Source organism: Planctomicrobium mucosum (assembly GCF_051466335.1).
Taxonomy (GTDB): domain Bacteria; phylum Planctomycetota; class Planctomycetia; order Planctomycetales; family Planctomycetaceae; genus Planctomicrobium.
This window is the reverse complement of sequence record NZ_CP195793.1, coordinates 4175663-4200141: the sequence shown is the minus strand read 5'-3', so window position 1 is coordinate 4200141 and position 24479 is coordinate 4175663. Positions and strand designations below refer to the sequence as shown.

Annotated in this window: 22 protein-coding genes; 8 read left to right on the top strand and 14 right to left on the bottom strand. The window is 52.3% G+C overall.

Translation table 11 applies throughout. The features are described 5' to 3' along the window. Positions 1 to 208 precede the first annotated feature (208 nt). Complete coding sequence (locus tag SH668x_RS16675; protein WP_437186193.1) at positions 209 to 1651, top strand: protein kinase domain-containing protein; 1443 nt, start codon at positions 209 to 211, stop codon at positions 1649 to 1651. 76 nt (positions 1652 to 1727) lie between these two features. Beyond that, positions 1728 to 2732, top strand: coding sequence for an EF-P lysine aminoacylase EpmA (gene epmA / locus SH668x_RS16670; RefSeq protein ID WP_437186192.1), 1005 nt, complete (start codon positions 1728 to 1730; stop codon positions 2730 to 2732). 185 nt (positions 2733 to 2917) lie between these two features. Here the strand turns inward: epmA and typA are convergent, their stop codons facing one another. After that, positions 2918 to 4732, bottom strand: a complete 1815-nt coding sequence (gene typA / locus SH668x_RS16665) for a translational GTPase TypA (RefSeq protein WP_437186191.1) — start codon at positions 4730 to 4732, stop codon at positions 2918 to 2920. A gap of 337 nt (positions 4733 to 5069) precedes the next feature. Between typA and SH668x_RS16660 the strand changes: the two genes are divergently transcribed. Next, the gene (locus SH668x_RS16660) at positions 5070 to 6881 is read left to right on the top strand and encodes a hypothetical protein (protein ID WP_437186190.1); all 1812 of its coding nucleotides are present in this window, start codon (positions 5070 to 5072) and stop codon (positions 6879 to 6881) included. 192 nt (positions 6882 to 7073) lie between these two features. Here SH668x_RS16660 and SH668x_RS16655 read toward each other — a convergent pair whose 3' ends face one another. The 7 genes from SH668x_RS16655 to SH668x_RS16625 all read right to left on the bottom strand — a co-directional run bounded on the left by SH668x_RS16655 (position 7074) and on the right by SH668x_RS16625 (position 14236). After that, on the bottom strand, positions 7074 to 8417 hold the full coding sequence (locus tag SH668x_RS16655) for a type II secretion system F family protein (protein WP_437186189.1): 1344 nt from the start codon (positions 8415 to 8417) through the stop codon (positions 7074 to 7076). 179 nt (positions 8418 to 8596) lie between these two features. Then, positions 8597 to 9445: a type II secretion system F family protein gene (locus SH668x_RS16650; RefSeq protein ID WP_437186188.1), complete on the bottom strand. Its 849-nt coding sequence runs from the start codon at positions 9443 to 9445 to the stop codon at positions 8597 to 8599. 63 nt (positions 9446 to 9508) lie between these two features. Next, on the bottom strand, positions 9509 to 10840 hold the full coding sequence (locus tag SH668x_RS16645; RefSeq protein WP_437186187.1) for a CpaF family protein: 1332 nt from the start codon (positions 10838 to 10840) through the stop codon (positions 9509 to 9511). A gap of 77 nt (positions 10841 to 10917) precedes the next feature. After that, a complete protein-coding gene (locus SH668x_RS16640; protein ID WP_437186186.1) occupies positions 10918 to 12033 on the bottom strand; it encodes a hypothetical protein in 1116 nt (371 codons plus the stop codon). Positions 12034 to 12143: 110 nt separating this feature from the next. Continuing rightward, a complete protein-coding gene (cpaB, locus tag SH668x_RS16635; RefSeq protein ID WP_437186185.1) occupies positions 12144 to 13160 on the bottom strand; it encodes a Flp pilus assembly protein CpaB in 1017 nt (338 codons plus the stop codon). 48 nt (positions 13161 to 13208) lie between these two features. Then, positions 13209 to 13625, bottom strand: a complete 417-nt coding sequence (locus SH668x_RS16630; protein ID WP_437186184.1) for a TadE/TadG family type IV pilus assembly protein — start codon at positions 13623 to 13625, stop codon at positions 13209 to 13211. Continuing rightward, positions 13625 to 14236: an A24 family peptidase gene (locus tag SH668x_RS16625; RefSeq protein WP_437186183.1), complete on the bottom strand. Its 612-nt coding sequence runs from the start codon at positions 14234 to 14236 to the stop codon at positions 13625 to 13627. The genes SH668x_RS16630 and SH668x_RS16625 overlap by 1 nt, the downstream gene beginning before the upstream one ends. Before the next feature lie 403 nt (positions 14237 to 14639). Between SH668x_RS16625 and SH668x_RS16620 the strand changes: the two genes are divergently transcribed. Both SH668x_RS16620 and SH668x_RS16615 read left to right on the top strand, forming a co-directional pair. Further along, positions 14640 to 15164 carry an SdrD B-like domain-containing protein gene (locus tag SH668x_RS16620; RefSeq protein WP_437186182.1) on the top strand — a complete coding sequence of 175 codons (525 nt, stop codon included), beginning with the start codon at positions 14640 to 14642 and terminating at the stop codon, positions 15162 to 15164. 48 nt (positions 15165 to 15212) lie between these two features. Next, a complete protein-coding gene (locus SH668x_RS16615) occupies positions 15213 to 15533 on the top strand; it encodes a hypothetical protein (protein WP_437186181.1) in 321 nt (106 codons plus the stop codon). 74 nt (positions 15534 to 15607) lie between these two features. Here SH668x_RS16615 and ndk read toward each other — a convergent pair whose 3' ends face one another. From ndk to SH668x_RS16585, 6 genes are all read right to left on the bottom strand, one after another. Then, positions 15608 to 16069: a nucleoside-diphosphate kinase gene (gene ndk, locus SH668x_RS16610; protein WP_437188575.1), complete on the bottom strand. Its 462-nt coding sequence runs from the start codon at positions 16067 to 16069 to the stop codon at positions 15608 to 15610. A 65-nt stretch (positions 16070 to 16134) separates the two neighbouring features. Next, positions 16135 to 17283: a glutamine-hydrolyzing carbamoyl-phosphate synthase small subunit gene (carA, locus tag SH668x_RS16605; protein WP_437186180.1), complete on the bottom strand. Its 1149-nt coding sequence runs from the start codon at positions 17281 to 17283 to the stop codon at positions 16135 to 16137. 139 nt (positions 17284 to 17422) lie between these two features. After that, complete coding sequence (locus SH668x_RS16600; RefSeq protein WP_437186179.1) at positions 17423 to 17710, bottom strand: hypothetical protein; 288 nt, start codon at positions 17708 to 17710, stop codon at positions 17423 to 17425. Then, entirely contained in the window at positions 17710 to 19761 is a 2052-nt protein-coding gene (locus tag SH668x_RS16595; RefSeq protein ID WP_437186178.1) for a transglutaminase-like domain-containing protein, read from the bottom strand. Before SH668x_RS16595 ends, SH668x_RS16600 begins: the two co-directional genes overlap by 1 nt. Beyond that, the gene (locus SH668x_RS16590) at positions 19749 to 20990 is read right to left on the bottom strand and encodes a DUF58 domain-containing protein (RefSeq protein WP_437186177.1); all 1242 of its coding nucleotides are present in this window, start codon (positions 20988 to 20990) and stop codon (positions 19749 to 19751) included. The genes SH668x_RS16595 and SH668x_RS16590 overlap by 13 nt, the downstream gene beginning before the upstream one ends. Then, positions 20987 to 22009 (bottom strand): AAA family ATPase, encoded by a 1023-nt coding sequence (locus SH668x_RS16585; RefSeq protein ID WP_437186176.1) that lies wholly within the window; start codon positions 22007 to 22009, stop codon positions 20987 to 20989. The genes SH668x_RS16590 and SH668x_RS16585 overlap by 4 nt, the downstream gene beginning before the upstream one ends. Before the next feature lie 266 nt (positions 22010 to 22275). Between SH668x_RS16585 and SH668x_RS16580 the strand changes: the two genes are divergently transcribed. From SH668x_RS16580 to SH668x_RS16570, 3 genes are all read left to right on the top strand, one after another. Next, positions 22276 to 23031 (top strand): DeoR/GlpR family DNA-binding transcription regulator, encoded by a 756-nt coding sequence (locus tag SH668x_RS16580; RefSeq protein ID WP_437186175.1) that lies wholly within the window; start codon positions 22276 to 22278, stop codon positions 23029 to 23031. Between the two features lie 35 nt (positions 23032 to 23066). Continuing rightward, entirely contained in the window at positions 23067 to 23798 is a 732-nt protein-coding gene (pduL, locus tag SH668x_RS16575) for a phosphate propanoyltransferase (RefSeq protein WP_437186174.1), read from the top strand. 127 nt (positions 23799 to 23925) lie between these two features. Next, positions 23926 to 24216, top strand: coding sequence for a BMC domain-containing protein (locus tag SH668x_RS16570; protein ID WP_437186173.1), 291 nt, complete (start codon positions 23926 to 23928; stop codon positions 24214 to 24216). The last annotated feature ends 263 nt before the right edge of the window (positions 24217 to 24479 follow it).

Here is a 24479-nt window from a genome sequence, read left to right as displayed (position 1 = left end):
CGAATCAATTCACATCAGAGTTGAAATGAATCAGAATGAAAATCGTCTTTGAAATCCAAAACCGACTCCGGTTAATCGAAAATGGCGTCATGTAATCACTGATGATGGCAAAAGTTCGGTGATTTAGATCGTCTGGCACCCTTCGTGCTAGTTGTCGTCGTGGACGAATCAATCGGGGCAATTTCGGTCATGGAGCGTTTTTGGTTCAATGATGAGTCAAGTAGGTGTTCCCGTGTCAGCTGCTGATGTCGCGAAGACAATTCTCGAATTACGTCTCGTCGGACCTCGAGACCTGCAACTGGCAATGAATTCACTGGGTTCGAATGCCTCCGGACAAGACCTGCTGCAGACCCTCGAACGACAGCAGCTTTTGACTCCGTTTCAATCGAAGAAGTTGGAAACAGGAGACACCAGCATTCTCGTTTTGGGAGGATGTAAACTTCTTTACCAAAACGCCGCCGGAAGCTTCGCGCGTGTTTATCGTGCCTGTCGAGTTGATAATGGACAGATGATCGGCGTCAAAGTGCTGCGCGAGCGGTGGGCCAATGACAAAGACACGATTCAACTCTTCATGCGCGAAGGAGAAATCGGAAAACGGCTCAAGCACCCGAATATCGTTCCGATTTTCGAAGTAGGAAAAACAGACAAGCATCACTACATCGTGATGGAGTTCGTCGAAGGGGGAAGCCTGAAAGACTTCCTGAAGATTCGCGGTAAGCTTACCGCTGAAGAATCGCTCCGGTACACGTTGCACATCAGCCTGGCACTGGACGCAGCGATCGCAGTCGGAATGACTCACCGGGACATGAAGACATCAAACGTTTTGATGAGTGCCCATGGAGTCGCCAAACTGATCGACTTTGGTCTAGCGGCCGATGACATCAATCTGAATGGCAGCAGCAACGGGGACCTCGCACAGGCCCTCGAATACTCGACGCTCGAAAAGAACACTGCATCAAACAAAAACGATCCGCGGAGCGACCTTTTCTTCCTTGGGGGAATTCTCTACGAACTGCTGACCGGCCAGCCTCCCTACCCACGTACGAAGAGTCGAGAGGAGCGGAAAGATTTCAACCGGTACCGGAATATCGTCCCGGTTGAACAGATCGACCCATCGCTGCCTCTCAAGGTCTGTCAGATCGTCAATAAGCTTTTACAGGTCAATCCAGCGTCCCGTTATCAGTCGGCGCGGGAAACGGCAGAGGCAATTATCGCGGTTCTCAAGGAGCTCGGACATCCTGTTCCGACACTCCCGGGGACAAGTGCCATTGAAGCGGACGCAAAGGTGATTCTGTGTGTCGAAAATCGCCCGAATCGCCAGGATCTGCTGCGAGAGTACTTCAGTAAGAAGGGGTATCGGGTCCTGTTGCTGGGGGATCTGGACCGTGCACTCGCCCGATTAAAAACGATGACACCAACAGGAATCATCCTGTTTGGAGATTCTCTCGGGAATCGGATCGCCGAAGGATATGAGCAGGCCATGTCACTGACTGCGGGCCAAAATGTCTCGGTGATGATGGTTCTTGGGGACAGTCAAAAGGAAATTGCTTCCCAAATTTCAACGAAGGATCCCCGCGGCACAATCCTGCATCAGCCGGTGAGCCTTCGAGATCTACGTACGACGCTCGAGAAGGACGCGAAATCAAACTGATGCCGGGGTAGGCTTGCCTGCTCTTGGTGATCTGCATGACAATGACGAAGAATTCTGTCATCAAGAGACCTCTTCTATGTCATTGCCTCCTTCTTATCGACCAACCGCTTCCATAAAGAATCTGCAGCGACGCGCTATTCTGCTCCGAGGAGTGCGAGAGTACTTCGAATCTCAAGAGTTCTGGGAGGTCGAAACACCGATTCTGTCGCACGATTGCTGCATTGATCAATGGCTCGATCCGTTTTCCGTTCAGGTGGGCCGAAACGATGTGACGTACATGCAGACGTCGCCTGAATTCGCGATGAAACGGCTCCTCTGTGCCGGAGCGGATCGTATCTACGAAATCACGAAGGTCTTTCGTCAGGATGAAGTCGGTGAACGACATAACCCTGAATTCACCATGATTGAATGGTACCAGCTTGGCGTCGACCACCACGATCAAATGTCATTTGTGGAAGGATTGATTCGGGCATTAAACGACCTGACGATCGTTCATCGATGGAAAACAGACCATGAATACAATCTGTTCCCCTTTCAGCGACTGACTTTCGAAGAAGCGTTTCTCCGCTTCGTTGGGTTCTCCCCGCAGATATCGAGTACGGAACAGATTGCCATCGAAGCAGCACGCCTTGTGTCCTCGTTGCCGCATGGGATTGATGAGGATCGTGATGGATTGCTGAACCTGATTCTCGCCGAGGTTGTGGAACCCGGACTGAAATCGCTGAAGGCTGTTTTCTTGTACGACTTCCCAGAAACTCAGGCAGCGCTGGCGAAAGTCAGAAGTGAGTCTGGAGGAGTGGCGGAACGGTTTGAGCTGTACCTGAACGGCGTCGAACTCTGCAACGGCTACCATGAACTGACAGACCCGGTGGAGTTGCGATTGCGAATGGAGCGTCAAAACGCCGCGAGAGTGGCCAACGGGAAACCTTCCATTCCAGTACAGAGCCAGTTGCTCGATGCAATGGATGTCGGGATGCCTGAATGTTCGGGAGTGGCTCTCGGCTTCGATCGGCTGGTCATGTGGTGCCTAGGGACAACCGACATTCGGGACGTCATCGCATTCCCTTTCGATCGCGCCTGATTGACTCCTGTCCGGCTTGATACAGGTCCAAAGAAAGAAGGAGCTCACACTGATTGTGTGAGCTCCTTCTTTCATGTCTGTTGTCGTAGCCCCGTTGGAGGCCCGGTGTCCCGGCAGCGATCAATCCAGTTTATAAACTTGCTGTGACTGCATTCACCGCGACACGATTGCTCTGAAACTGAACATTAAGCAGAGCGAACGTTCTTCTTTCGGTCAGTTTCTTTCAACCAGATCTTACGCAGGCGGATGCCGTTTGGAGTCACTTCGACGTACTCATCGCCTTCGATGTACTCAAGAGCCATTTCGAGAGACATATCGCGAGGTGGTGCGAGGATGACGTTTTCGTCTGACCCTGACGCACGCATGTTGGTCAGTTTCTTTTCACGGACAGGGTTCACAACCAAGTCGTTGTCGCGTGAGTTCTCACCGACAATCATCCCTTCGTAAACTTCTGTACCTGGAGCGACGAAGAGTTCTGAACGTTCTTGCAACTTGGCCAGTGCGTATGCAGTGACTTTTCCATCGTCCTGAGAGATCAGAACCCCGTTCTTGCGGCGAGGGATTTCCCCTTCGATTTCCTGATAGCTGTCGAAACGGTGGTGAACGATCGCTTCACCCTTCGTTGCATTCAGCAGACGCGTACGCAAGCCGATCAGGCCGCGAGCAGGAATCTTGAATGTGATGTGGGAGTGTGATCCGATCCCCCCGAGGAGGTCAGTCATCTGGCCTTTTCGTTGGGCACAGATTTCGATCACGGTTCCGACGTCGTTGCTTGGAACGTCCACTTCGAGGATTTCGAATGGCTCGTGCCAGCGTCCATCGATCTGCTTGCGAATCACTTCTGGCTTACCGACAGAAATTTCGAAGCCTTCACGACGCATGGTTTCGATCAGAATCGACAGATGCAGAAGTCCACGTCCTGAAACGCGGAAGGTTTCTTTGGAGTCGCCGTCTTCCACCTTCAACGCAACGTTTGATTCCAGTTCGCGAGTCAGGCGATCTCGCAAGTGGCGGCTGGTGAGGAATTTTCCACCGCTGCGACCTGTGAGAGGAGATGTGTTGATTGTGAACAGCATCGACAGAGTTGGCTCGTCGACAGTGATACGTGGCAAGGCTACAGGAGCGTTGACGTCAGCGATGGTATCGCCGATTTCAGCTTCTCCCAATCCGGTCAATGCAACGATGTCACCAGCGATCGCTTCTTCTGCGGCCACTTTCCCGAGTTTGTCGAACAGTTCAACGGCTTCGACAGTCGCAGTCTTACTGACGCCATCTTCTTTCATGATGACGACCTTGTCGCCAACACGAACCTTACCGTTCTGAACGCGACCGACGATGATACGACCGACGTACTTCGACCAATTCAAAGAAGTGGTCATCATCTGGAATGGTTCTTCTTCGTTGGCGATGGGGCCAGGAATCTGATCCAGAATCATGTCGAGGAGCGGGGAAATGTCGCCGCTTCGTGCTTCCGGATCATGTGAAGCAAAGCCGCTTCGTCCAGATGCAAAGATGTACGGAATACTGAGAGAGTCTTCGTGGCCGAGTTCTTCGATGAGATGAACTGTCTCGAGAATGACGTCTTCAGGGCGGCAGTCAGGCCGATCGATTTTGTTGACGACGATCACCGGCTTGAGACCGACTTCGAGGGCCTTGCTGAGAACAAAGCGAGTCTGTGGCTTTGGACCTTCGAAAGCGTCAACGATCACCAAAGCGCCGTCAGCCATCTTCAAAACACGCTCCACTTCACCGCCGAAATCGGAGTGTCCAGGAGTGTCGATGATGTTGATTTTGACCCCTTTGTATTCCACGGCGACATTCTTCGAGAGAATGGTAATTCCGCGTTCACGTTCGAGATCGTTCGAGTCCAGAATGCATGTTCCCTGCAATTGGGAATCGCGAAACTGTCCGCTTTGTTTCAGGAGGGCATCAACCATGGTCGTTTTACCGTGGTCGACGTGGGCAATGATTGCGATATTTCGAATTTTTTCACGACGCATGAATGCGGGTCCGTATTAAAGAGGACAGTCCCTTGTAAGGGTCCGGGCATGTGTAGAACTTCATCACAAACAACTGAATGAATCCAACACAGCTTGCTGACGCGGCTTCCCTCGCGTCGCACGGGCTCCGGAGCTGCGGAGCAAAAATGGACCTCTGGGTGCAGAATAATAGAGATCTTCACTCTTTTCTGCATTAGCGGGATTTCAATTTTGTGAAGAATTCATGATACCTGTTCATATTCTTCATGCAACATACCATTCTGCGTGTTGCGTAAGATAACGTCAGCACTGGTTAGAAATCGGCATCTCGCGACCGGAATCAGAAATCAGGTTTCGAATGAATTGGTCTGAAATTGAGAACCTGATCTGCCACTCTGTCGCCGTCGCTGCGTTTCTTTCAGGTTGCTTTATCCTTTTGATCAATATGATCTTAGGGATAAGTGGCAACAGCCCGAAACGCCCTCAACTGATTCTGAGTATCTCCCTTCTTCTTGGCGGAGGAGTGGCTCTGGCAGGGGTTCATTATTCCCCATTCCGGCAAATCTGGAAGTGGCTGCCGACTCGTTTTCGACTTGTTTATTCGGATGGAGTTCCTGAGACCTGGCTCGTGATTCTGGTCTCACTGGGGGCGATTCTCATTTTCGCAAATTGGAAACGGTCCCCTCGCCGAACTGATTACATGGCGGAAGCTCCCTTTTTTCTGCTCTCAGTTGCAATTTCTTATGTTTTGATTGTCACCACGGACATCTGGCTGCAATGGGCGTGCCTGTCGGCGATGAGTTGGCTGATGTGTTTGACCCTCGCATGCCACAACAGCGATGAATTTCGGAGTCGACGAATTGCCAGCGGATTGATCTGGCTGATTTTTGCAGATCTCGTTTTCCTGATGGGATTGTCTTCTCTAGGGTTTGCGATTTCTAACAGCGATCTGCCGGCTTTCTCGTCGAGCGAATTTCTTCAAGGGTTGGAACCGGGGACTGTGGCGCAGGTTGTCTCCGGACTCTCGCTCATTGTGATGGCACTGGCACTCCGCTGCGGACTGTATCCGCTCATGAGTTGGACTGCCCCCATCACAATGTCATTTCGCGAAACAGCCTGGTTGATCTTGCTGTGCTTCGGGCCGGCAATTCTCGTGTTGATTCGCTGGGGCCGCGTCTTACATTCATTTCCAGAAGTGACTCTTATCTTGCAGGGAGTAGGAGCGCTCTCTGCAGTCCTTCTGGGAATGATGGCATGGAGCCATGTGCTCCCGGCAGCGCGGACAGCGCACATGGTCAGTTCCTGCCTGGGAATCGTCTGGATTGCGGTCGGAACTTTGCAGTTTGATTTGGATCAGGCCACTCGATTAGGGTTGGGGGGCGTGACCCTCATGGCTGCTCTTGCGATCAGTTTCCATCTTTTTCAGGACTCTGGAATAAGCCGAGGACTTGCGAAGTGGGGAATGTTGGGTGGCGGAGTTCTGCTTTGCGTTGGAGTACTCGGACAAGAAGCACTAATCGAAACCATCCGAATCGAATCCGACCACTCGCCTCAAATGAACTGGATTTACATCACCGGAATCCTCATCAGCATTTTTCTTGTCGGGCTCTCATTGTTCAGGACAATAGAGGAAATTCACGCGTTCTCTCAGCATTCTGAACTCGTACCGGGGACGGATCTCCCTGCGGTGCGTGGAATCGGCCAAATCACAGCGGGGTTAACGCTGATCACAATGATGTGTCTGGCAATTATTTTCCGACACCAGATCGTTGACCTGTTTCAATTGCGGGGATCAGTCACCACGCCGATTCTGTGCGGAATGGTGACGGCAATCGCCTATGTTGCATCGCGAACGTGGCCACATTCGCAGCGAGCAGGACGCCAACAACGGAATGGTCTGCATCGATTAGCACAAGCGGAGTTCTACGTTCCGTCGGTGATCGCAATCGTGGTCCAGATTCCCATTCGCGGATTAGTTCGGTTCGCCCACTTTTCAGAATGGTTTTTCATCGGGAATTGCGTCGAACGGATTCCCTCAACACTGATGAAATGGATCGGCAATCGAGCGTCGCTGACAGATGAAGAGGGAACTCAATACGAACGCGCGTGGCGAGCACTCAGCGTGATCGCAGTGATGCTCATGGGAGTTGCTCTTGGAATGTTGATGTAACAGTAGTCCGGAAAGTGTCCTGTCGCGAACTGAAGCATTCGCACTTCTTCGATGGCGAATGTTTACTTCAAACCATCAAAAGGGAAGTGAGCCTCACTTCTAATCACCTTGCAATAAAAACAGGACCGCACCATCAAGTACGGTCCCGTTTCATATTGGCTGTCTGGTTCGTAGCGTCAGTGGCTCCGCAAATTAAGGAGCCTGTTCAGTTCGTTGTTGCTGGAGGGCCGCATTCGCCCCCTGATCAAGTCCCTGAATTCCTCCTCGAGTGAAGAAGGCATTGAGGTCAATCAGCGCAGGTCCCATGAGGAACAGAAACACCGCTGGCATCAGGCAGAGCACAGTTGGAAAGAGCAATTTGAACGTCGCAGCATTCGCCTTTTCGTCCGCTCTTTGCTTTTGAGATTCCCGCATACTGTCTGAGTAATCATTCAGAGCCTCTGAGACACTCGTCCCCATCTCTTCAGTCTGAATCATGAGCGATGAGAAGGAATGCACTTCAGGGGTATCGACGCGTTCAGCAAGGCTTGTCAGCCCTTCTGAAAGGTGGCCGACTCGTGCTTGTTCCGCCACGATCATCAGTTCTTTCGACAACGCAGGGTAAACCGGCGTAATCTCCTTACCGACTCGACGAAGCGATGTAGGAACTGTCATCCCTTGCGAGACACACATGTTCAACAGGTCGAGCATATCAGGCATCGCGGTTTCAATTTCACGAAGCCGAGTCGCAGCCTTGCTACGGACATACAGGGTTGGGAGTGCCCACCCAAGAATCGGGCCAATGACAATTCCTGCGATCATGTACGGTTCAAGCGACTCTGGGACGACAACCAGCAATGTGCCGAACAGTAAGATCGGAAGGATGATTCCAATGTAGCGAACCGCAGACAAATTTTGCCAAGCATGGGGCGAGTAGTATCCGGCATTGCGGAGAGTTTTCGTCAGATCTTTCCGGCCTGATTCACTCGTCGGCAAGAGGTCCGAGAGCAGCGGAGTCGCTGAACCGAATGCGTAGTCGCTCCCATCAGCCCAAGGGTATTCCTCTTTCCCTTCTTCGAAGGGATTGCTTTTCTCGATGACCTTCGGCTCGGTCGGCCAGTAGCCGCTGGATGAGTATTTCCGCTCGTGTGGATGTGGATTCGGAGTCCATCCCGAGACGCTCGCGATTGGCTCGGCGCGAGATTCCTCCGAAGCCAAAGGAACCACCGATTGCGCCATAGCGACTGGCACTTGCGACGTCTCTGCCGCAATTTCTACGGCATTTGATGGAGTCGGCTGACTATCAACGTGTGCCGGGACATTCGGTTTTATGAAGTCAGCGACATTCGTCGACGGTTTTTGTTCGCGTTTACGAAATGAGGTCGCCAGCAATTCCCGACGCCGACGCGACCACGACCAGAATTTGTAAATGATGAACAGCGCAACGACGATCCCGATTCCAATCGCCATGTTGTTCAACTGCGAAGTGGAAATGCTCGAAAAGTAACGTTGAGGATTGTCGAGTTTCAGCTGCTCGAAGTACTGTGTCAGGTTCATGGAAGTAACAGTCTTCAGGAACGAATCGACTGGGGAATAACGTTGAATCGTTGTCGTTTCGGGTGAGTCAAATCACACGCAGCATGAACAATATGCCACGTGTCTTCGTATGTATTAAATCAGACTTTATCGGTGCATGTTGGCCGCTCATCACGGACCCCATGCTTGAATCGCTCGTGTCAGCTTTGTGTACTCTTCTGGAGAACCCGGACCACCCAGATCGCTCCAATGACTTCAAGGATGAACGCCAGAATCGTGGCTCGGAATCCCCAGGATGATGCAAACAGCTTGTTCAGGTAGTCTCCATCGCGGAATACGAAGAAGGCCAGAATCGCTGGTGGGAGAACGATCATTAAAAAAGCAGTGGCACGGCTGGCAGCGGTGGCTGCTTTGAGGCGTCCCTGAAAGTGAATGCGGTCGCGCAGTGTTAGTGAAAGTCGTTCGAGCACTCGAACCAGGTCTCCCCCGGTCTGTCGATGAACAGATAGGGCTGTTGAAAGAACGCTCGTGGCAACCAGACCTGTCCGTTCTGGAAGTTCCGCCAGCGATTCATCAATCGTCATGCCCAACGAGAGCTTGCGTGTGCAGTTACGTAGTTCTGCCCCCAATGGATTCGGCGTATCGGTGGAGACGATCAACAGGCAATTTTCCAGACTGCGACCGGTCTTCGCTGCGCGAGCAAGTTCGTCAATCATGGGAGGAAGCTGATTCACCATCATCGACTGTCGACGCGATCGAATGATCATCGTGACCACAATTGGAACGAGGAACCCGAGGAAGCCAGTGAGCGCAGTGGTCACCAGGTTTTCCTGCCAGACAAATGCCAACCCCGCAAATGTCACCCCGGAGCACAGGCATAACGCCAGCACCATTGAAGGGGATGTCAGTAACCCGGATTGCAGCATCAGTCGGTCAAACCAACTATTGAACTGGTTGCCGAGAGAAGGGTCATTCGGAACGGCATACGTTTCACTCTGCCGGAGAATCCCCTTGAACTTGCTGTCAGGTTTCAGGATTGTGTCTGCCATTTGATTACTCACGTCGCTGAACTGTCGGTTCTCGTTGAACTGTTTCAACAGTTCTGCGCTGCGTTAGACGTCAGCGCGGTATTCCATGCCTGTTTTCAATTCACGTGGCACGAACAATTTGGAATTGAGCTCGTATCCACGTGATGCCATCTTTCGCAAACACATTGGCTCGTAGCCGGTGGCGTAGAACGAGCCGATCGCTTTTCCGTTTTCGTCCAGTCCAGCCATTCGGTACAGGTAAACGTCTTCCAGCTGAAACTCGCCGTCGACGACGCCGGTCAGTTCCGAAATACGCATGATCTTACGTTCACCGGACGCCAGACGTGAGATGTGAACGAAAATCTGAATTGCAGAGGCGATGTACTGGCGCGTCACATGGGTCGGGAGTTCTGCTCCTGAGAGAGCGATCATCAACTCGAGCCGGTGCAATGCGTCCTTTGTATCGTTCGCGTGAACGGTGCTCATCGAACCATCGTGACCGGTGTTCATCGCCTGCAGCATGTCAAGAACTTCTCCGCCGCGCGCTTCCCCCACGATGATTCGGTCGGGACGCATTCGCAAGCTGTTTCTTAACAAGTCGCGAGGAGTGATGATTCCCTTACCTTCAACGTTTGGCAGTCGGGTTTCCAGTCCAACGACGTCTGCTTGCTGCAACTGAAGTTCCGCAGTTTCTTCAATCGTGATGACACGCTCAGTCGCAGGGATAAACCGACTGAGGTTGTTGAGCATCGTCGTCTTTCCGGCACCTGTACCGCCGGAGAGCAGAATATTCATACGGGCCCGGACAATGGCAACAAGGAAGTCAGCCATTTCAGGGGCGAGAGTGTCCGTCCGGACCATGTCTTCAATACGCACAATCTGCGTTTTGAATCGACGAATTGACAGTGTCGGTCCACGCAATGCGAGAGGAGGAATCACGGCATGCAAACGAGAACCATCAGCCAATTTTGCGTCGACCATCGGCGACACTTCGTCGATGCGTCGCCCTGCCTGACCAACAAGTCGCTGAATAAACCGGAGCAGGTGATTGTCGTCCGCAAAGCGAATGTCAGTCTTTTCGAGAAGACCATTTCGCTCAACGAAGACGGTGTTGTAACCATTCACGAGTACGTCACTCACATCGGGGTCATCCATGAGTGGTTGCAACGGACCAAATCCGTAGATTTCGTCCATCAACTCGCGAATCATCCGCGCACGGTCTCGTTCCGGAACGCGTGATTCAGAGCGATTGACCAGATGTGCAGCGAGTGATTCCAGCTGACGGCGGAATTCCGCTTCACCCAATTCCCCCGCTTTCGACATGTCGATTGCATCGACCATCTCGCGGTGAAGTTGTGTTTTCACATGCTGGAACTGTGCACTGGTTTCAACAGTTTTTTCTGCGACAGCGACCATCCTACCCGGTCCTCTCCGTGCCTGTTTCAGTAACGTCTGAAGCAGGTCGACTCATTGCGAATCCATCACGCAAACAATTATTGCGTAATCGAGACTTTATAAATGTATGGGTTGCCGAAGGTTTCCCCCCGGTACAAGGCATCTTCATCCAGCACGGCAGTTCGAGTTGTGAGAACTGCTGGCTGAAATACAAATTCGGGGCCGTTCTTTCCTTGCGAAACGTGCATCAAACGGCCAGCGACAAACTCGACCGCTTCGACTGCAATTCCATCCTGGTCAGCTTTGCTCATCTTGGAGTAGAGCATCAACACGCGGACTTGCCCGAGACTCTCCTGCATCGCATCTTCAGGAACGCCACTGAAATCGTTGCTGGCGGCAAGATCAAGCGGGCCGGACTTGAATGAGAAGACATCTCCAAAACCACTCAGATCCTCGACTGACCAACCTTCTTCAAACTGCCGATTGACAGCTGGATCCTGTAGGGATGAACCGACATCCACCAGATAGCAGTTGTTCGTCCCGTTATCGCCTCGTGGTTGAAGCAGAATCTCCGGAATGCCATCGGAGCTGTTTTCGACAGTTTGAGTCTCAGCATTCCAGCTATAGAAATCGGTTCCATGTCGGAGTTCGATCTGGGATTTCCATGTCTGAACCTTTTCGTCCGAACTTGATTCCAGAATCGCGATGGGCCAACCAGGCACATCAACCGGGCCAAACGGTCGAAACCCTTCGATGAGATTTGTGACACTTGCTTCTGATGTACATGTCACATCCGCTGTGGGACGCCCCGTCAGAAGGGGAATCAACATGTTGACCGGGTTGCTTCGCGACCGATCGCGATGTCCGATCACGACCACTGAATTCGGTTGATTATCTGTCTCCAGCTTATGCGTTTGTCCTGTCGAGGGATCAAGAATCGCACGCCCGAGATGCAGCTCCATCTCCGGCATCGTGGACGATCTTCCGGAATTCATTTCCTGAAGTGTCGCGAGTTTTTCACGCGCCAGAACTGCGGGAGACTGAGGTGGGTCTAGCTTCAAAAGATCATCGGTGACGAGTTCCCGGGCCACCGCAAGTGCGGCGGTCTGGGTAGAACTTCGCAATTCTTCCTGAATCCCTGAGAGCCAATATTCATTCAGTACGAGTGCCATGCAGGAGCCACTGACCAAAAATGCGATTGCAATCGCCGGCATCAAGTTTCCTTGACGCCGATGGCTGCGAACATTTCTGGATCGAGTAACAATCACGCTGGTTTTTCCCGTCTATCAAAGACTCATACGTTTGATCAAGGCGTTCCTGATGATCAGAGAGCGCCTCGTGCTGCTTTGTTCGCCAGATTCGGCACGACGTTAGGGATTGCGGATGGTCGTCGTGTCACTGGTGCCGCGTTGCTGGCACTGGGGGACGAATCCTGATTACGGGCTCCGTTGTACCCGTTCAAATTGCCGCGTCGAACAGGGGGAAGGTTAGGCTGTCCGGAAGTACCGTCGCCGTTCCCGGTTCCACCACCGTATCCTCCATCGCCGATTCTGCGTCCGTCGCGGAAGTAGTGAATATCCCGCCCGCCGGTTCCCTGAAAGAGTTCCGTCTGGAATGGTGGAACTTCTGGAACCTCTGGCTTCTTCTTATATCCAAGGATTTCGTACAGAGTGGCTCGATCTTCATCGCTGACGCCGACAACTCCGCTTCCGCGCCCCTCAGGAGCGTACACCAGATTGAGACTCCCCCGGTCCTTGGCGAGAAGAATGATATTGGACTGTTCTCGCGAGAGCTCCAGCGTCACATTGGTCGCATTCCGGTTCGCTGCGGATCCGGAAATCTCAAGGATCTTAACTCCACGGAACAGTGTCATAATCGTTCCGCCAGTCTCTTCCTGATCTGGATCAGCCGAAGGAGTAAAGTGAACGTCGACAAACTGTCCGCGAGTCGCAGCGAATGGTGAATCAATTGCAACTGTCGCAGCGACGTTGCCCGGCTCAATGATCAATGGAGCGTTTTGTCCGGGTGGATAGAGATCCGCAGAGCTGATCGGCTGCGCCCCGGTGATTTTGTTTTTCACAACACGCCCAACGAGTGCACGTGATGTCAGCACGACGTCACGGCCAAGGTCAGCTCGCGAAGTCGGCCCAGTTGCGAGATGAGCGTCGGTAATGCGAGTCCCTGGCTCAAGGTCAGTCAGCGCCATCGGAACGTTCACGCTGGGATTGCTTGGAGGAGCCACATCCCGGGCGAGCAACTTTTTGCCGACATATAGAACTACAAGCAGTCCGACGACACCCAGCATGGCGATCGTCAAAAAGGCAGGCGATAATCGTCTCACGGTAAAACTCCCTGAATTGCGCCGAGGGGCGTTCACAATTGTTTCAAATTACTCTTTAAGTAAACGCGTCTGGGCAACCAGTTCGCGGCCCTGAATGTTGTAACCAATCGGCCACAGCAAATTGGGCGAAGCTGCGGTCATCGGGACTCTGACAGTGACGACAACTTCGTCCCCGCTAAATTTGCCTAGTTCAGTTTCAACTGAATAATCCGATTGGAATTTGCCACCCAAAACTCGCCCGACTTCAGACTCCACATCTTCAGGATAGACCCCGTTTAATGTGGCGAATCGAGCACCTGCTCGAGATGCTTGAACGACGTCGCTTCTTGCGTACATCAGGAACGAGAACTCGAAGATTCCCATCAACATCACGAACAGAATTGGGAGCGTCAGAACTAGTTCCATTGACATCACCCCGCGACGACGCGATGCGATGGTCTTGCTGAGGCGACGATGGGATTTCATTATCGTTGTTCCACAGTTGATGACACGTTCGCAGTTTCGGGGTGCAAAGCTCGCTCAAGTCGAGGTGCATACCAGATGACAACCAGCCATGTGGCGATGGCGACCGGAGGGGCATAGCCCATCACTCGCCGGCGGACTTTGTCGTCCCGGGTTTCTACATGTGCTGGTTGGCCCACTTTGGTTTTGCCAGTTGCCAGGTATTTCTCGCGAGTTTTTCCCATCCCCTTTGTGGTGATCTCTTTGAGGATGATGAAGGAGGTTCCAAGCAACACGAGGACTGTCGTGACAAAAATCACCGCCAGTGTCATCTGGAAGCCAAGCCAGACGCTTAATGCTCCGACCAGCTTCACGTCGCCTCCGCCACTTCCACCGACGAACCACAGGACGAACAGGAAGCCGAAGCCGACCAGAAATCCAAGTGCAGCTGAGCCCAGATGCTCCCAGCCGTACATGAACGACATGACAATCTGATAGACCCAACCAGCAAAGAACATGGGCAGGGTTAACTTGTTCGGAATTCGCTTCGAGCGGAAATCCGAATAAGCTGCCGCCGCTGTGAAGACAGAGACAGCCAAAATCAGGAGGAGAATTGGAGGACTCAGCGAGTTCATGTTCGCGCAAATTCCATACAAACAGGCAAAGCTAATAGATTGTGTTGCAACGCTACCTCATGTTTCGCGGTGACAGCGCCAGCCTTATTGGGAATTTGTAGTTTTCCCCGCCCGCACAGGTTGCTCATCTTGAAAAATCGGAACAACGAATTTGCGGGGAAACATCGTTCGGAAGGTCTTCCCCGGTTGAGGAACGGGGGAAAAGCAACATTCCATTTTGGTGAATCTCGGATGTCAAAATGAATCGATTGGCGCAATCGTCGCAATCGCGACGATACTGTCGCATAGTGAGTGAAGCTTCTCGTATTCGAGGGTGCTTCTGCGCATCAGTCGAATATCTCCCGCAGTTTCGGCCGAATCGAGTTCTAGCGAAGGATTGTGGACAAAGGCGAGGTGCTCTGAAATGACCAGATCTCAGCAATTGATTCTTGGTGTGTTGCTCTTCAACACGCTGCTTCAGTCTCGAGTCACCATCGGAAGTGACCCACTGAAGCGGAAGCCGGTCGAGTCTTTCGGGAGTGATGTCGTCCTCAAGGATTCCGTACTGGCAGGACATTACGTCAACTTGAACGGGATCGGAATTCAGAATGTGAGGGCGACAGTCAGAAAAGCGGGCCAGGATGTGGCCACCGCTGTGACGGACTCACAAGGGAAGTTCCACTTCACCGGCCTACACACCGGGGTCTATGAAGTGGTGATCGGCTCCCGTTCGGAGTTCATCCGCGTCTGGGACGCCGATGTTGCTCCCCCGAAAGCAAAAACAGGGGCTCAGTTTGTGAAGGATGGCAAATTACAGGGCAACGGCGGCACCGGAGCGGCTCTGAACCTGATGGGAGCAGCAGGAAGTCCCAACGGAGTTCTCGAGAGTCTCTTCGGAAAAGGGACCTCCATTAAAGAACCAACCATTTTCCGGCCGAACAGACCGTAGTGTGGGCCACCCCCAAGATCATGGTTCGGGAAGCGGAGATTGAAATCCATGCGTGAAGCTGAATCCAAAGTTGAATCGATCAGTGAATTGCACGCGTACGTTCACAAGCAACTCTGTGATTCTGAGAATCTTCTGGCAGAGCAGTTTCATACCCAACGAAAAGCACTTTTCGTAAAGGATAAGCTGTGCGGAATTGAGTTCTCGCTACAAGGCCTGCGTGCAATTCGCCTGGGCGCGATCTGGGCTGCAGATCAGAACGTTGTGTATTTTTACAACGCAAAGGGCGAGCGTGCCCTGAAGGTCAAACTGAAGAATCGCATCTCTCTTGGTGTGAATCCCGGCGAACAACAACACGCTGCCGCTTCGTAAGTCGACGCGATAAAAATAAAACAGGCCAGACAATCACGTCTGGCCTGTTTTGTTTGATTCTCACAACTGATGACTTATTTCTCGTCGTCAGCACAAACCCATTCAGTCAGTGTCGAGTTGTATTCGAGAACTTCTTCAGGGCGGAAATAGATCGCGATTTCGCGAGCGGCAGCCTCTGGGCTGTCGCTACCGTGAATCAGATTAACCTGACGTGAAAGACCGAAATCTCCACGAATCGTTCCCGGAGCGGATTCACGACCGTTTGTCTTGCCCATCATTCCACGAACAACAGCGACCGCTTCTGGACCTTCAACAACGAGAGCCACGACTGGCCCGGAAGTGATGAATTCTTCCAGCATTGGGTAGAACGGCTTGCTGACGTGCTCGGCATAGTGTTGAGCAGACAGTTCCTTGGTGATTCGCAGCAGTTTCAGTCCGAGAATCTTCAAGCCGCGTTCTTCGATGCGGGTCAGGATTCGGCCGCACAAACGACGTTGAACAGCATCGGGCTTTAACAGAATGAGAGATTTTTCCAGGGACATACTCAAACCTTGAGAGTGGTGGGACTAAGCGAGTTGCGAATCAATAAGCGAATTACGACTTATTTTGCGATCAACGGACGCAGGCGATCGACGAATTCACCGAAGATGTAATTACTGTCGTGCGGACCGCTGGCAGCTTCCGGGTGATACTGCACGCTCCAGGCCTGCAGTTCTTCGTGGGCAATCCCTTCAACGGTCTGATCGTTGAGGTTCACGTGAGTCACCTTCACGCCAGCAGGAAGAGTCGACTCATCCACTGCAAAAGTATGACTCTGTGAAGTAATTTCGACTTTGCCCGTCGCGACGTTCAACACAGGCTGGTTGGCACCGCGATGACCAAATTTCAACTTGTAGGTTTTGGCCCCCAGAGCCATTCCCAAGAGCTGATGGCCGAGACAGATCCCGAGAATTGGCTTTTTGCCGAGCAGGTTCTTGATGGTGTCCACAGCGTAGGTCAACGGAACCGGATCTCCGGGTCCGTTCGACAGGAACACTCCATCAGGATTGTACGCGAGCACTTCTTCTGCCGTCGCAGTTCCCGGAACAACCGTCATGCGGCAGCCCAGTTCGGTGAAGTATCGTGCGATATTCCATTTCATCCCGTAATCGAGCGCGACAATATGCGGTCCGGGCTCTTTACTGGATTCTGGATTGTAGGACGGAGTTGTCGAGTTGAGGAACTCGGGCAAGAGTCCATCGGTCCACTCGAATGCTTTTTCAGGAACGACCTCTTTGACCAAGTCTGTACCGTTCAGGTCCTGACATGTCTGGGCTTTCTTGATGAGTGAAGCATCATCGAGATCAATCGACGAAATCACACCGTTCATACATCCCACTGAGCGGATTTTTCGGACGAGGGCACGGGTATCGACCCCTTCAATTCCGATCACATTGTTTTCTTCGAGGTAGTCGCTCAGCGATTTTTGAGAACGCTGATTGCTCGGCTCGTGGCAAAGTTCGCGGATCACGAAACCACGGAGGGCGACTTTGGGGCCTTCCAGGTCTTCAACGTTGATCCCTGTATTACCGATGAGTGGGTATGTCATCGCAATAATCTGTCCAGTAGCGGAAGGATCAGTGATCACTTCCTGATATCCGGTCAGACCAGTGTGAAACACCACCTCTCCGTACACCTCGCCATCCGCTCCAAAGCGGGTTCCGGTGTAGACGGTTCCATCAGCGAGTGCGAGTTTTGCGGGTGCGGACATGCTGCCTTATTTGCCTCAAAATCGGGATACAGTTGGCGGACTTGTACCAGACCGCCCAACTTGAAGGAAGTCATCGCGCAATCTCCTCATTTCCGGGAGACCGGATGGAGAACGCACAGTGCTCTGGCTGGCACACTTATTATGGCACAACGTCGGACAATTTCGACATGCTGACGACCTGATTTTTTTGGACGAAAATCCGGTGTCGGTTGATTCCAACGCCATGCCGACGGCAGTCGAGAACGTACAAATCCCGTGTAGTGCTGCTGTCACGCAGGTCGTGAGCGTCCGCATCTTCAAGAATAAGGTAATGTGAATCGGCACCAACTAGAGTTCCGATATAGACATAGGGTGCGACCATATCAAACACAACGATTTCTCCGATGAAATCCGCCGGAATTGAAAAATGTCCAAATTCCTCGCTCATTAAGAAGCCTTTGTGCGTTTTGTAATCTGGCGCCGAATTTCTTTGATATGTGCCACAGCGTCCGAATCGAATGGAACATCCTGGTACCGCAAACTGGTGTACTGGCGATACCAGTTGGCCAATGCCGCTGAAGTGTTCCAGTGAGAGTCCCTTTCGATTCGATCTGCAAAATACAGTAGTCCTTCGTCCGGTTGCCGTGACATCCCCATCCGTGTCAGGAATCGATCCATTCTACGGAGTTCTCGCTGCAAAGGGCGGTAGACTTTGTCGATATGAATTTGCTGAGGTCCACTCCCAGAGAGTCGTTTCATCGAAAACAGAATGACCAGATAGAGAAGTCCTGCCAGTACCAGGAGCAGAGAAAGGTGAACTTTGTATTTCAGGAACAGGTGCCAGATCACGCCGGTACTGAGGATTTCAAAGAGATATTTGACAGCTCCTTTCCCCGCATCGTAAGGCTCCGTCCATGCTGGCATATCCAGTTGCTGGGGGATCCCTTCGACCGGTGTCGGCTCGACTGTGATCCAGGATTCCGATTCCTCATCGTACGCTTCCACCCACGCATGCGCATCTTTGCGGTAAGCGAGATAACTGCCGTCGATCGGGTTTCTGCTGCTCGTCACATAACCAGTGACGTACCGAGCATGAACGTTCGCTGTTCTCAACAGAATCGTTGCCGCTGTCGCAAAATACTCGCAATGCGCCGCTGGCATCGTTGTGAGAAAGTAAGAGAGTCGATTGGCCCCGCGTGGGACACGAAACTTCGTTGAATAGGTGTAGTTATTGCTGAAATACGCCTCCACAGCCTGAATCTTTTCACGGGTGGTGCTCAGCCCCTGAAAAATCTCCTTGGACTTTTCATGAACAACCGGCTCAAGGTCGTCCGGGAGCGAAAGGGTGACAATATTGAGATTGGACATCGGAACGGGTTGCGGTTCCCCAGTCAAAACCACGTACGATGTAATCAGTGATTTCCCATCTCGCTCCACCGTTCCGCCATAGTCGAGCTTGATCGATTTGTCGTCCGTGCTAATCACTGCTGCGTCCAGTGGAACAAACAGATGATTCAGCGAATTACGGTCAAACGGCCAGATTGTCATGCGCGTTGAATGCGATGGCCATCCACCATTCAACAAATACACAGAGTCATTGGGATGAGTGAACCGGATGGACGGCGTTTGCGAGAGTGGCGACAGAATTTGTGGCGACTCACTCTGCGTCCAACTATCGAACTCGAATTTCGTAAACACCTTTCCTCGCATGTACCCAGGGTCGTAATCAGAGTCGATTTTCAGTGCGACTTCAAACCCTTGGAAATTGCGATGATCCGAGATCGAACTCAGTCCTCCCGTCCCTGAAAATCCGGCGCCGTTGCTTCCAATCCGACCAACGGTAATGAACTCTGAGATCCAGTGTTCAAGACGATTTGCATAGGTTTTGTAGACCGAAGAAATTGCCGCTGTAGACACAAGCGTCAGGACAACCACCGCAACAAGGATTGCTCTTCGTCGCTTGCTGTTGCGAAATCGGGATGGAATCGTTGTCCGACAGGAGATTGCGTACCCTACCCAGCAGACGATGTAAATCATCACCACTGCGAGAACAGAATTCACTTTTTGAAAGGAAACCCTCACGTCACCCGCGAAGACCATACTTGTCCCGGATGCAGCCAGAAACCAGCTTGGAAGTTTGTGCTCATATTCACGGACAAACAGAACTCCAAGCTGACAAAAAATGCAGCCTAAAGCGATTTCAAACGCGACTTTACTTCCAATGAACGCGATGTTGGCAAACTCATCGCTCAGAAACTGATGAACGATCATGCTGATGGCTGCCACGACCGCGAACACAACCGTGAGGGGAACTGAAAACAGGAGTCGAATCTGCGGGGCGAGCCACCCCAACAAAGCAACCAAGGCAATTGAAAAGAAAACTGGCTTCATCAAAATTGTCAGGGTGAGTGCCTGAGCAAGAATCAGGCAGACCCCCATCGTACGATGAAACGAAGGTCTACTGGATCGCTTTGGTTGCAATGACCCTACAGGCTGCATTGTTCCCCTTCCAGTATCACTCGGGGACTGACTCGTGTCGACGATTCATCGGATGAAAACGGGAGCGTCGTCGCCTGATCGCTGACCAGAAAAATGCGGACTCCGCAACCACTTTGCAGGACTTCCTGGACAAGTTCCTCCCGCCGATGATCCCAGTCAAAAACGAGAAATATGACGACGGAGGTCGATTCAAGATAAGCTGCAATGCTGGAGGACAGGTTCTCGATTGAGCCTCCATTGGATGGCGAGGCTCCGGCCAGGATATCGAGCGAGTTTTCGAGGGACGACTGCGAGAGGTTAAACGTTTTGAAGTCGTACGTCTGATCGCCAACTCCGAACATTTCGATGGTGATTCCACTGCGATCCAGAGAATCAATAATGGCAGCGGTTAGCGAGACGCCAGCGTCCCACTGTTGCTTCGCGATTTTTCGCTTCAGAAAACCGGCAGAAGGAACGTGGGTGTCCAGGATCACCACCACCTTTGTGCAGAATTCGTCCTGATACTCACGTACAACTGGCTTCCCGACGCGCGCCCAGGCACGAAAGTCGAGACGTTTTGTCGGCTCTCCCGGGATGTAGTCTCGATTTCCAACGTACTCAGCGGCGGCGTTCCCAGAATGGGATTCGAGCAGAAGTCCACCGTGCTGATAGCGGTGTGAAAGAGGAATGCTCAAGTGTTCGAGAGGATGGAACTTCGGGACCACGATCAGCTTATGTGGTGGAACCTGCGTTGCTCCCGTTCGCATGATGTTCAATGGGAATGTGCTGAATACGAAGATATCACTGAGCACGTATTCGCCCCGATTCTCCGCATGGATCACTACGGGGATGGAGACCTGTTTTCCTCTCGGGATCGTCTGGATGGTTGTGTCTGGAACCAGATGGGTGATCCCCGGAGGAAGAACGAAACACCCGCAGCTAACATCAAATGCGGGGAATAATCCATGGTTCTCCACGGTGAGAAAGCCGTGCGCGGAATCCCCTGCGACGATTTTTTCAGGCAGGCTGCTGGTGATACGGAGCTTGGGACGCAGAATCATCCCGGTCAGCTCGGCGATTCCGAAAAGCGACGAGATGGCACAGAAGACCTGATAAATCGGAATCTCAGTTGTGATGAGCCCGATGGCGCTCAGGAACATCAGAAATACAGCCATCCGGCCGACAGGTGTCAGCTTGAACTGGATAAAGAAGAGGAGCTTTCTCGCCAGCCAGCTGCGGCGCCCCATCATGTTGGCACCGGAAGTTGCTTGAGAATCTCGTCGATCACATCGTTTTTGTTGGTGTTGCCGTATCTCGCTTTTGAAGTCATGACGAGTCGGTGAGCCAAGACGTAGCCAGCCATTCTCTGGACGTCATCCGGAGTCGCGAAATCCCGACCAGAAATAAAGGCACATGCCTGAACCGCTCGAAAGAACATCAGCGATCCGCGTGGGCTGACTCCCAGCTTCAGATGGGGATGAGACCGCGTTCGAGCGACAATTTCGACCAGATATTCAGCTGTAGAACGTTCAACGTGAACCTTCTTGACTTCTTCCTGAAGATTAAGAACCTCCTGGACAGGGAGGATTGGTTCAATCTCATCGTCAGGCTGCTCGTGGATGTGGTCGTAGAGAATCTCCACTTCCATCTTCCGGTCAGGGTAGCCCACCTTGAGCTGCACGAGGAATCGGTCGAGCTGAGCTTCAGGGAGTGGGTAGGTCCCGTGAAAATCGACGGGGTTCTGAGTGGCAAGGACGAGAAACGGATGGGGTAAACGGTGGCGAACCCCTTCAATGGTCGCCTGTCCCTCACTCATCGCTTCCAACAGTGCGGATTGTGTCCTTGGAGAGGCACGATTGATTTCGTCGGCGAGGAGGATGCTGCAGAATATCGGTCCTTCTTTGAACGTGAAAGAACCATCTGCCGGGTTGTAAATGCTTGCTCCAAGGATGTCTGATGGAAGCAGGTCCGGGGTGAACTGAACCCTGCGAAAGTCCGCATCCAGTGCTTTGGCCAATGATTTGGCAAGAGTCGTCTTTCCGACACCCGGGACGTCCTCCATGAGGACCGAACCGCCAGCTAACAGGCTGATGAGCAGAATGTCGATCGTTTCTTCTTTTCCACGAATGACACTATTGAGCCGTTGCTGAAGGACGGTAATTGAGTGACGCTGCCCTTTTCTGACCTCGCTATCGGGAGCCGTGTGGTTTGCGCCGGATGGAGAAGAAGAAGCGACGGAATGCTTTTTTGCGCTCGCTGGAAAATCCATTCAGGCCAACTTTTCCGGTTGATGGCAGCAGTCTCGACGCACACAACGATTCGCGGCGAATTCTCTGAATGTTAGCTCACCATCAGCCGACGAATCCAACGTGTGTTACGAAATATCAAAGAAGAGAGATCAGATTACGCAATCTGGCGATGACATGTTTTGAAAGATTCTGAAAGAGTTTGGTTGAACATTGCATTTGCTGAGCATATGATATCCGTGCGGCTTGATTGATTTTAGGTTAATACAGATAGGACAGGGGAAATCGGATGTTGCTTGATCAACGCCGCTCTGGTGTCCTAGAAATCATTGAAGTCAAAGGCTTTGCATCACTTAGGGAAATCGCTGACGAAATTTCTGTCAGCGAGTCGACAGTCCGACGTGATCTGGAATATCTTGAAAGTATCGGACAGGTTCGGCGCACGCGCGGAGGCGCAGCATTCGTTGGCGAGTCACTAGCCGGCTTTGATGATCGGCGAAACCTCGCTCTTCGTGAGAAACAGAAGATCGGTCGATGCGTTGCCGATCTTATCGGTACTGGAGAAACGATCATCCTGGATGGTGGGACGACTACTCTCGAAGTAGCACGACATCTTTCCGGAAAATCGTTGCAGGTAGTGACGAACTCGCTGCCAATCGTGAACCACTTGGTGAGTGTCCCTGATGTCGAAGTCGTGTTCTTGGGAGGCTATCTCTACCCCAAGACAGGAGTCGTACTCGGATCTCTCACAGTCGCAGCATTGAAGCAGATACAGGCCCGCCGACTCATTATGGGAGTAGGGGGAATCACAGAAGCGGGTTTGTTTAACTCGAACTCACTTCTCGTGGAAGCAGAGCAGCAAATGATGGAGTCGGCAGACGAGGTGATTGTCGTCGCTGACAGCAGTAAGTTGGGGCATTCAGAATTTTCGAGGCTCTGTGGACTGGAAAAAATTCACAGGCTGGTTGTGGACTCCGGAATCACTCCTGAGTGGAGAGACCGCATCAGCAGCTTCGGAATTGATTTGAATGTCGTTGAAGTCTGAGAGTGATCGTTTGTGAGACGGGGAGCTAAGTAAATATGTCTGCAGTGGATGTCAGCGGCTTATCCAGAGGCGATATCGAAAGAGTTGTCCGGTCCGTTCTGTCGAAGCACGGCCCGGCAGCGTCGCCAGCAACTGGCTCGCAGGGAACTTCGAAGACTCCCCCCAATCCACTGGTCGTGAACATCTCTGCCCGCCACGCTCACCTGACCGACGAGCACATCGAAATTCTCTTCGGAAAAGGGCACAAACTCAAACCGACAAAATGGTTGTATCAGGAAGGCTACTACGCCGCTGAAGAAACCATCGCCATTGTTGGCCCTCGTCGCCGCATGCTTCCAGAAGTTCGTGTTCTCGGGCCATCTCGCGGAGCCTCACAAGTAGAACTCGCCTTCACCGATTCCATTTCTCTCGGACTGGATCTTCCCGTTCGAATCAGCGGTGACGTCGCTGGGACACCGGGCTGCCTGCTTGTCGGCCCCAAGGGAAGCCTGGAATTGAAAGAAGGTGTGATTCGCGCGATGCGTCACGTGCACATGTCTCCAGCAGACATGGCTTACTACGGCGTAAAGAATGGCGATCAGATGCACCTGAAGATCGAATCTCCAGGATGCAGCACAACTCTCGAAAATCTGGCTGTTCGCGGCGGCGACGACAAGATCAAGCTGGAAGTTCACCTCGATACAGATGAAGGCAACGCAGTCAACATTACCAAAGCTACGAAAGTGGAGTTGGTTCCTGCGGTTGCCTGTGGATGCCACACGCACTGATCCGGTGCTGTTGCGAACTGAAATCTCGGTGTGCGATTCGCTTCGCCCACTCTGAAAAAAGGGGTCTCAGTATGTTTGAGGCCCGATCACAATCACTGACCCCCACTGAATTTTGGAGTTAGGTACGATGGCTCGTGTTAACGAAGCGTTGGGAATGATTGAGACCAAAGGTCTGGTTTGCCTGATCGAAGCCGCTGACGCTGCTCTCAAGGCTGCCAACGTGACCATGGTTGGCTGGGAAAAAATCGGAAGCGGTATCGCAACCGTCTTCTTGACCGGTGACGTTGCTGCTGTAAAGGCCGCCGTTGATGCTGGCGCTGCTGCTGCAAGCAAGATCGGCGAAGTGATGAGCGTTCAGGTCATTCCTCGTCCACACGAAGAGCTCGTGTCAATTCTTCCAAAGAAGAAAGACGCCTAATTCGATTCTGAAGATGAAAACTCCGGGTTGATTTCGGAGTTCAGAATCTGAATTGCGATGCTGGTCGTCCAACTGAAAAGTCAGCGTTGCAACGTCTCGTTCAAAAAAATTGCATGGTCGGAGTCCGGTTCCCGGACAAACAGGCTTCGCCCTTGTGTTAACTCAGGTGGAATCGTGGAAGAAAGTGTTCAAAACACATTGCCGGAAACACAACCGGCACCGCCACCGAGCCCAAGCATCATTGTTGCTCCCGCAGGAAATCG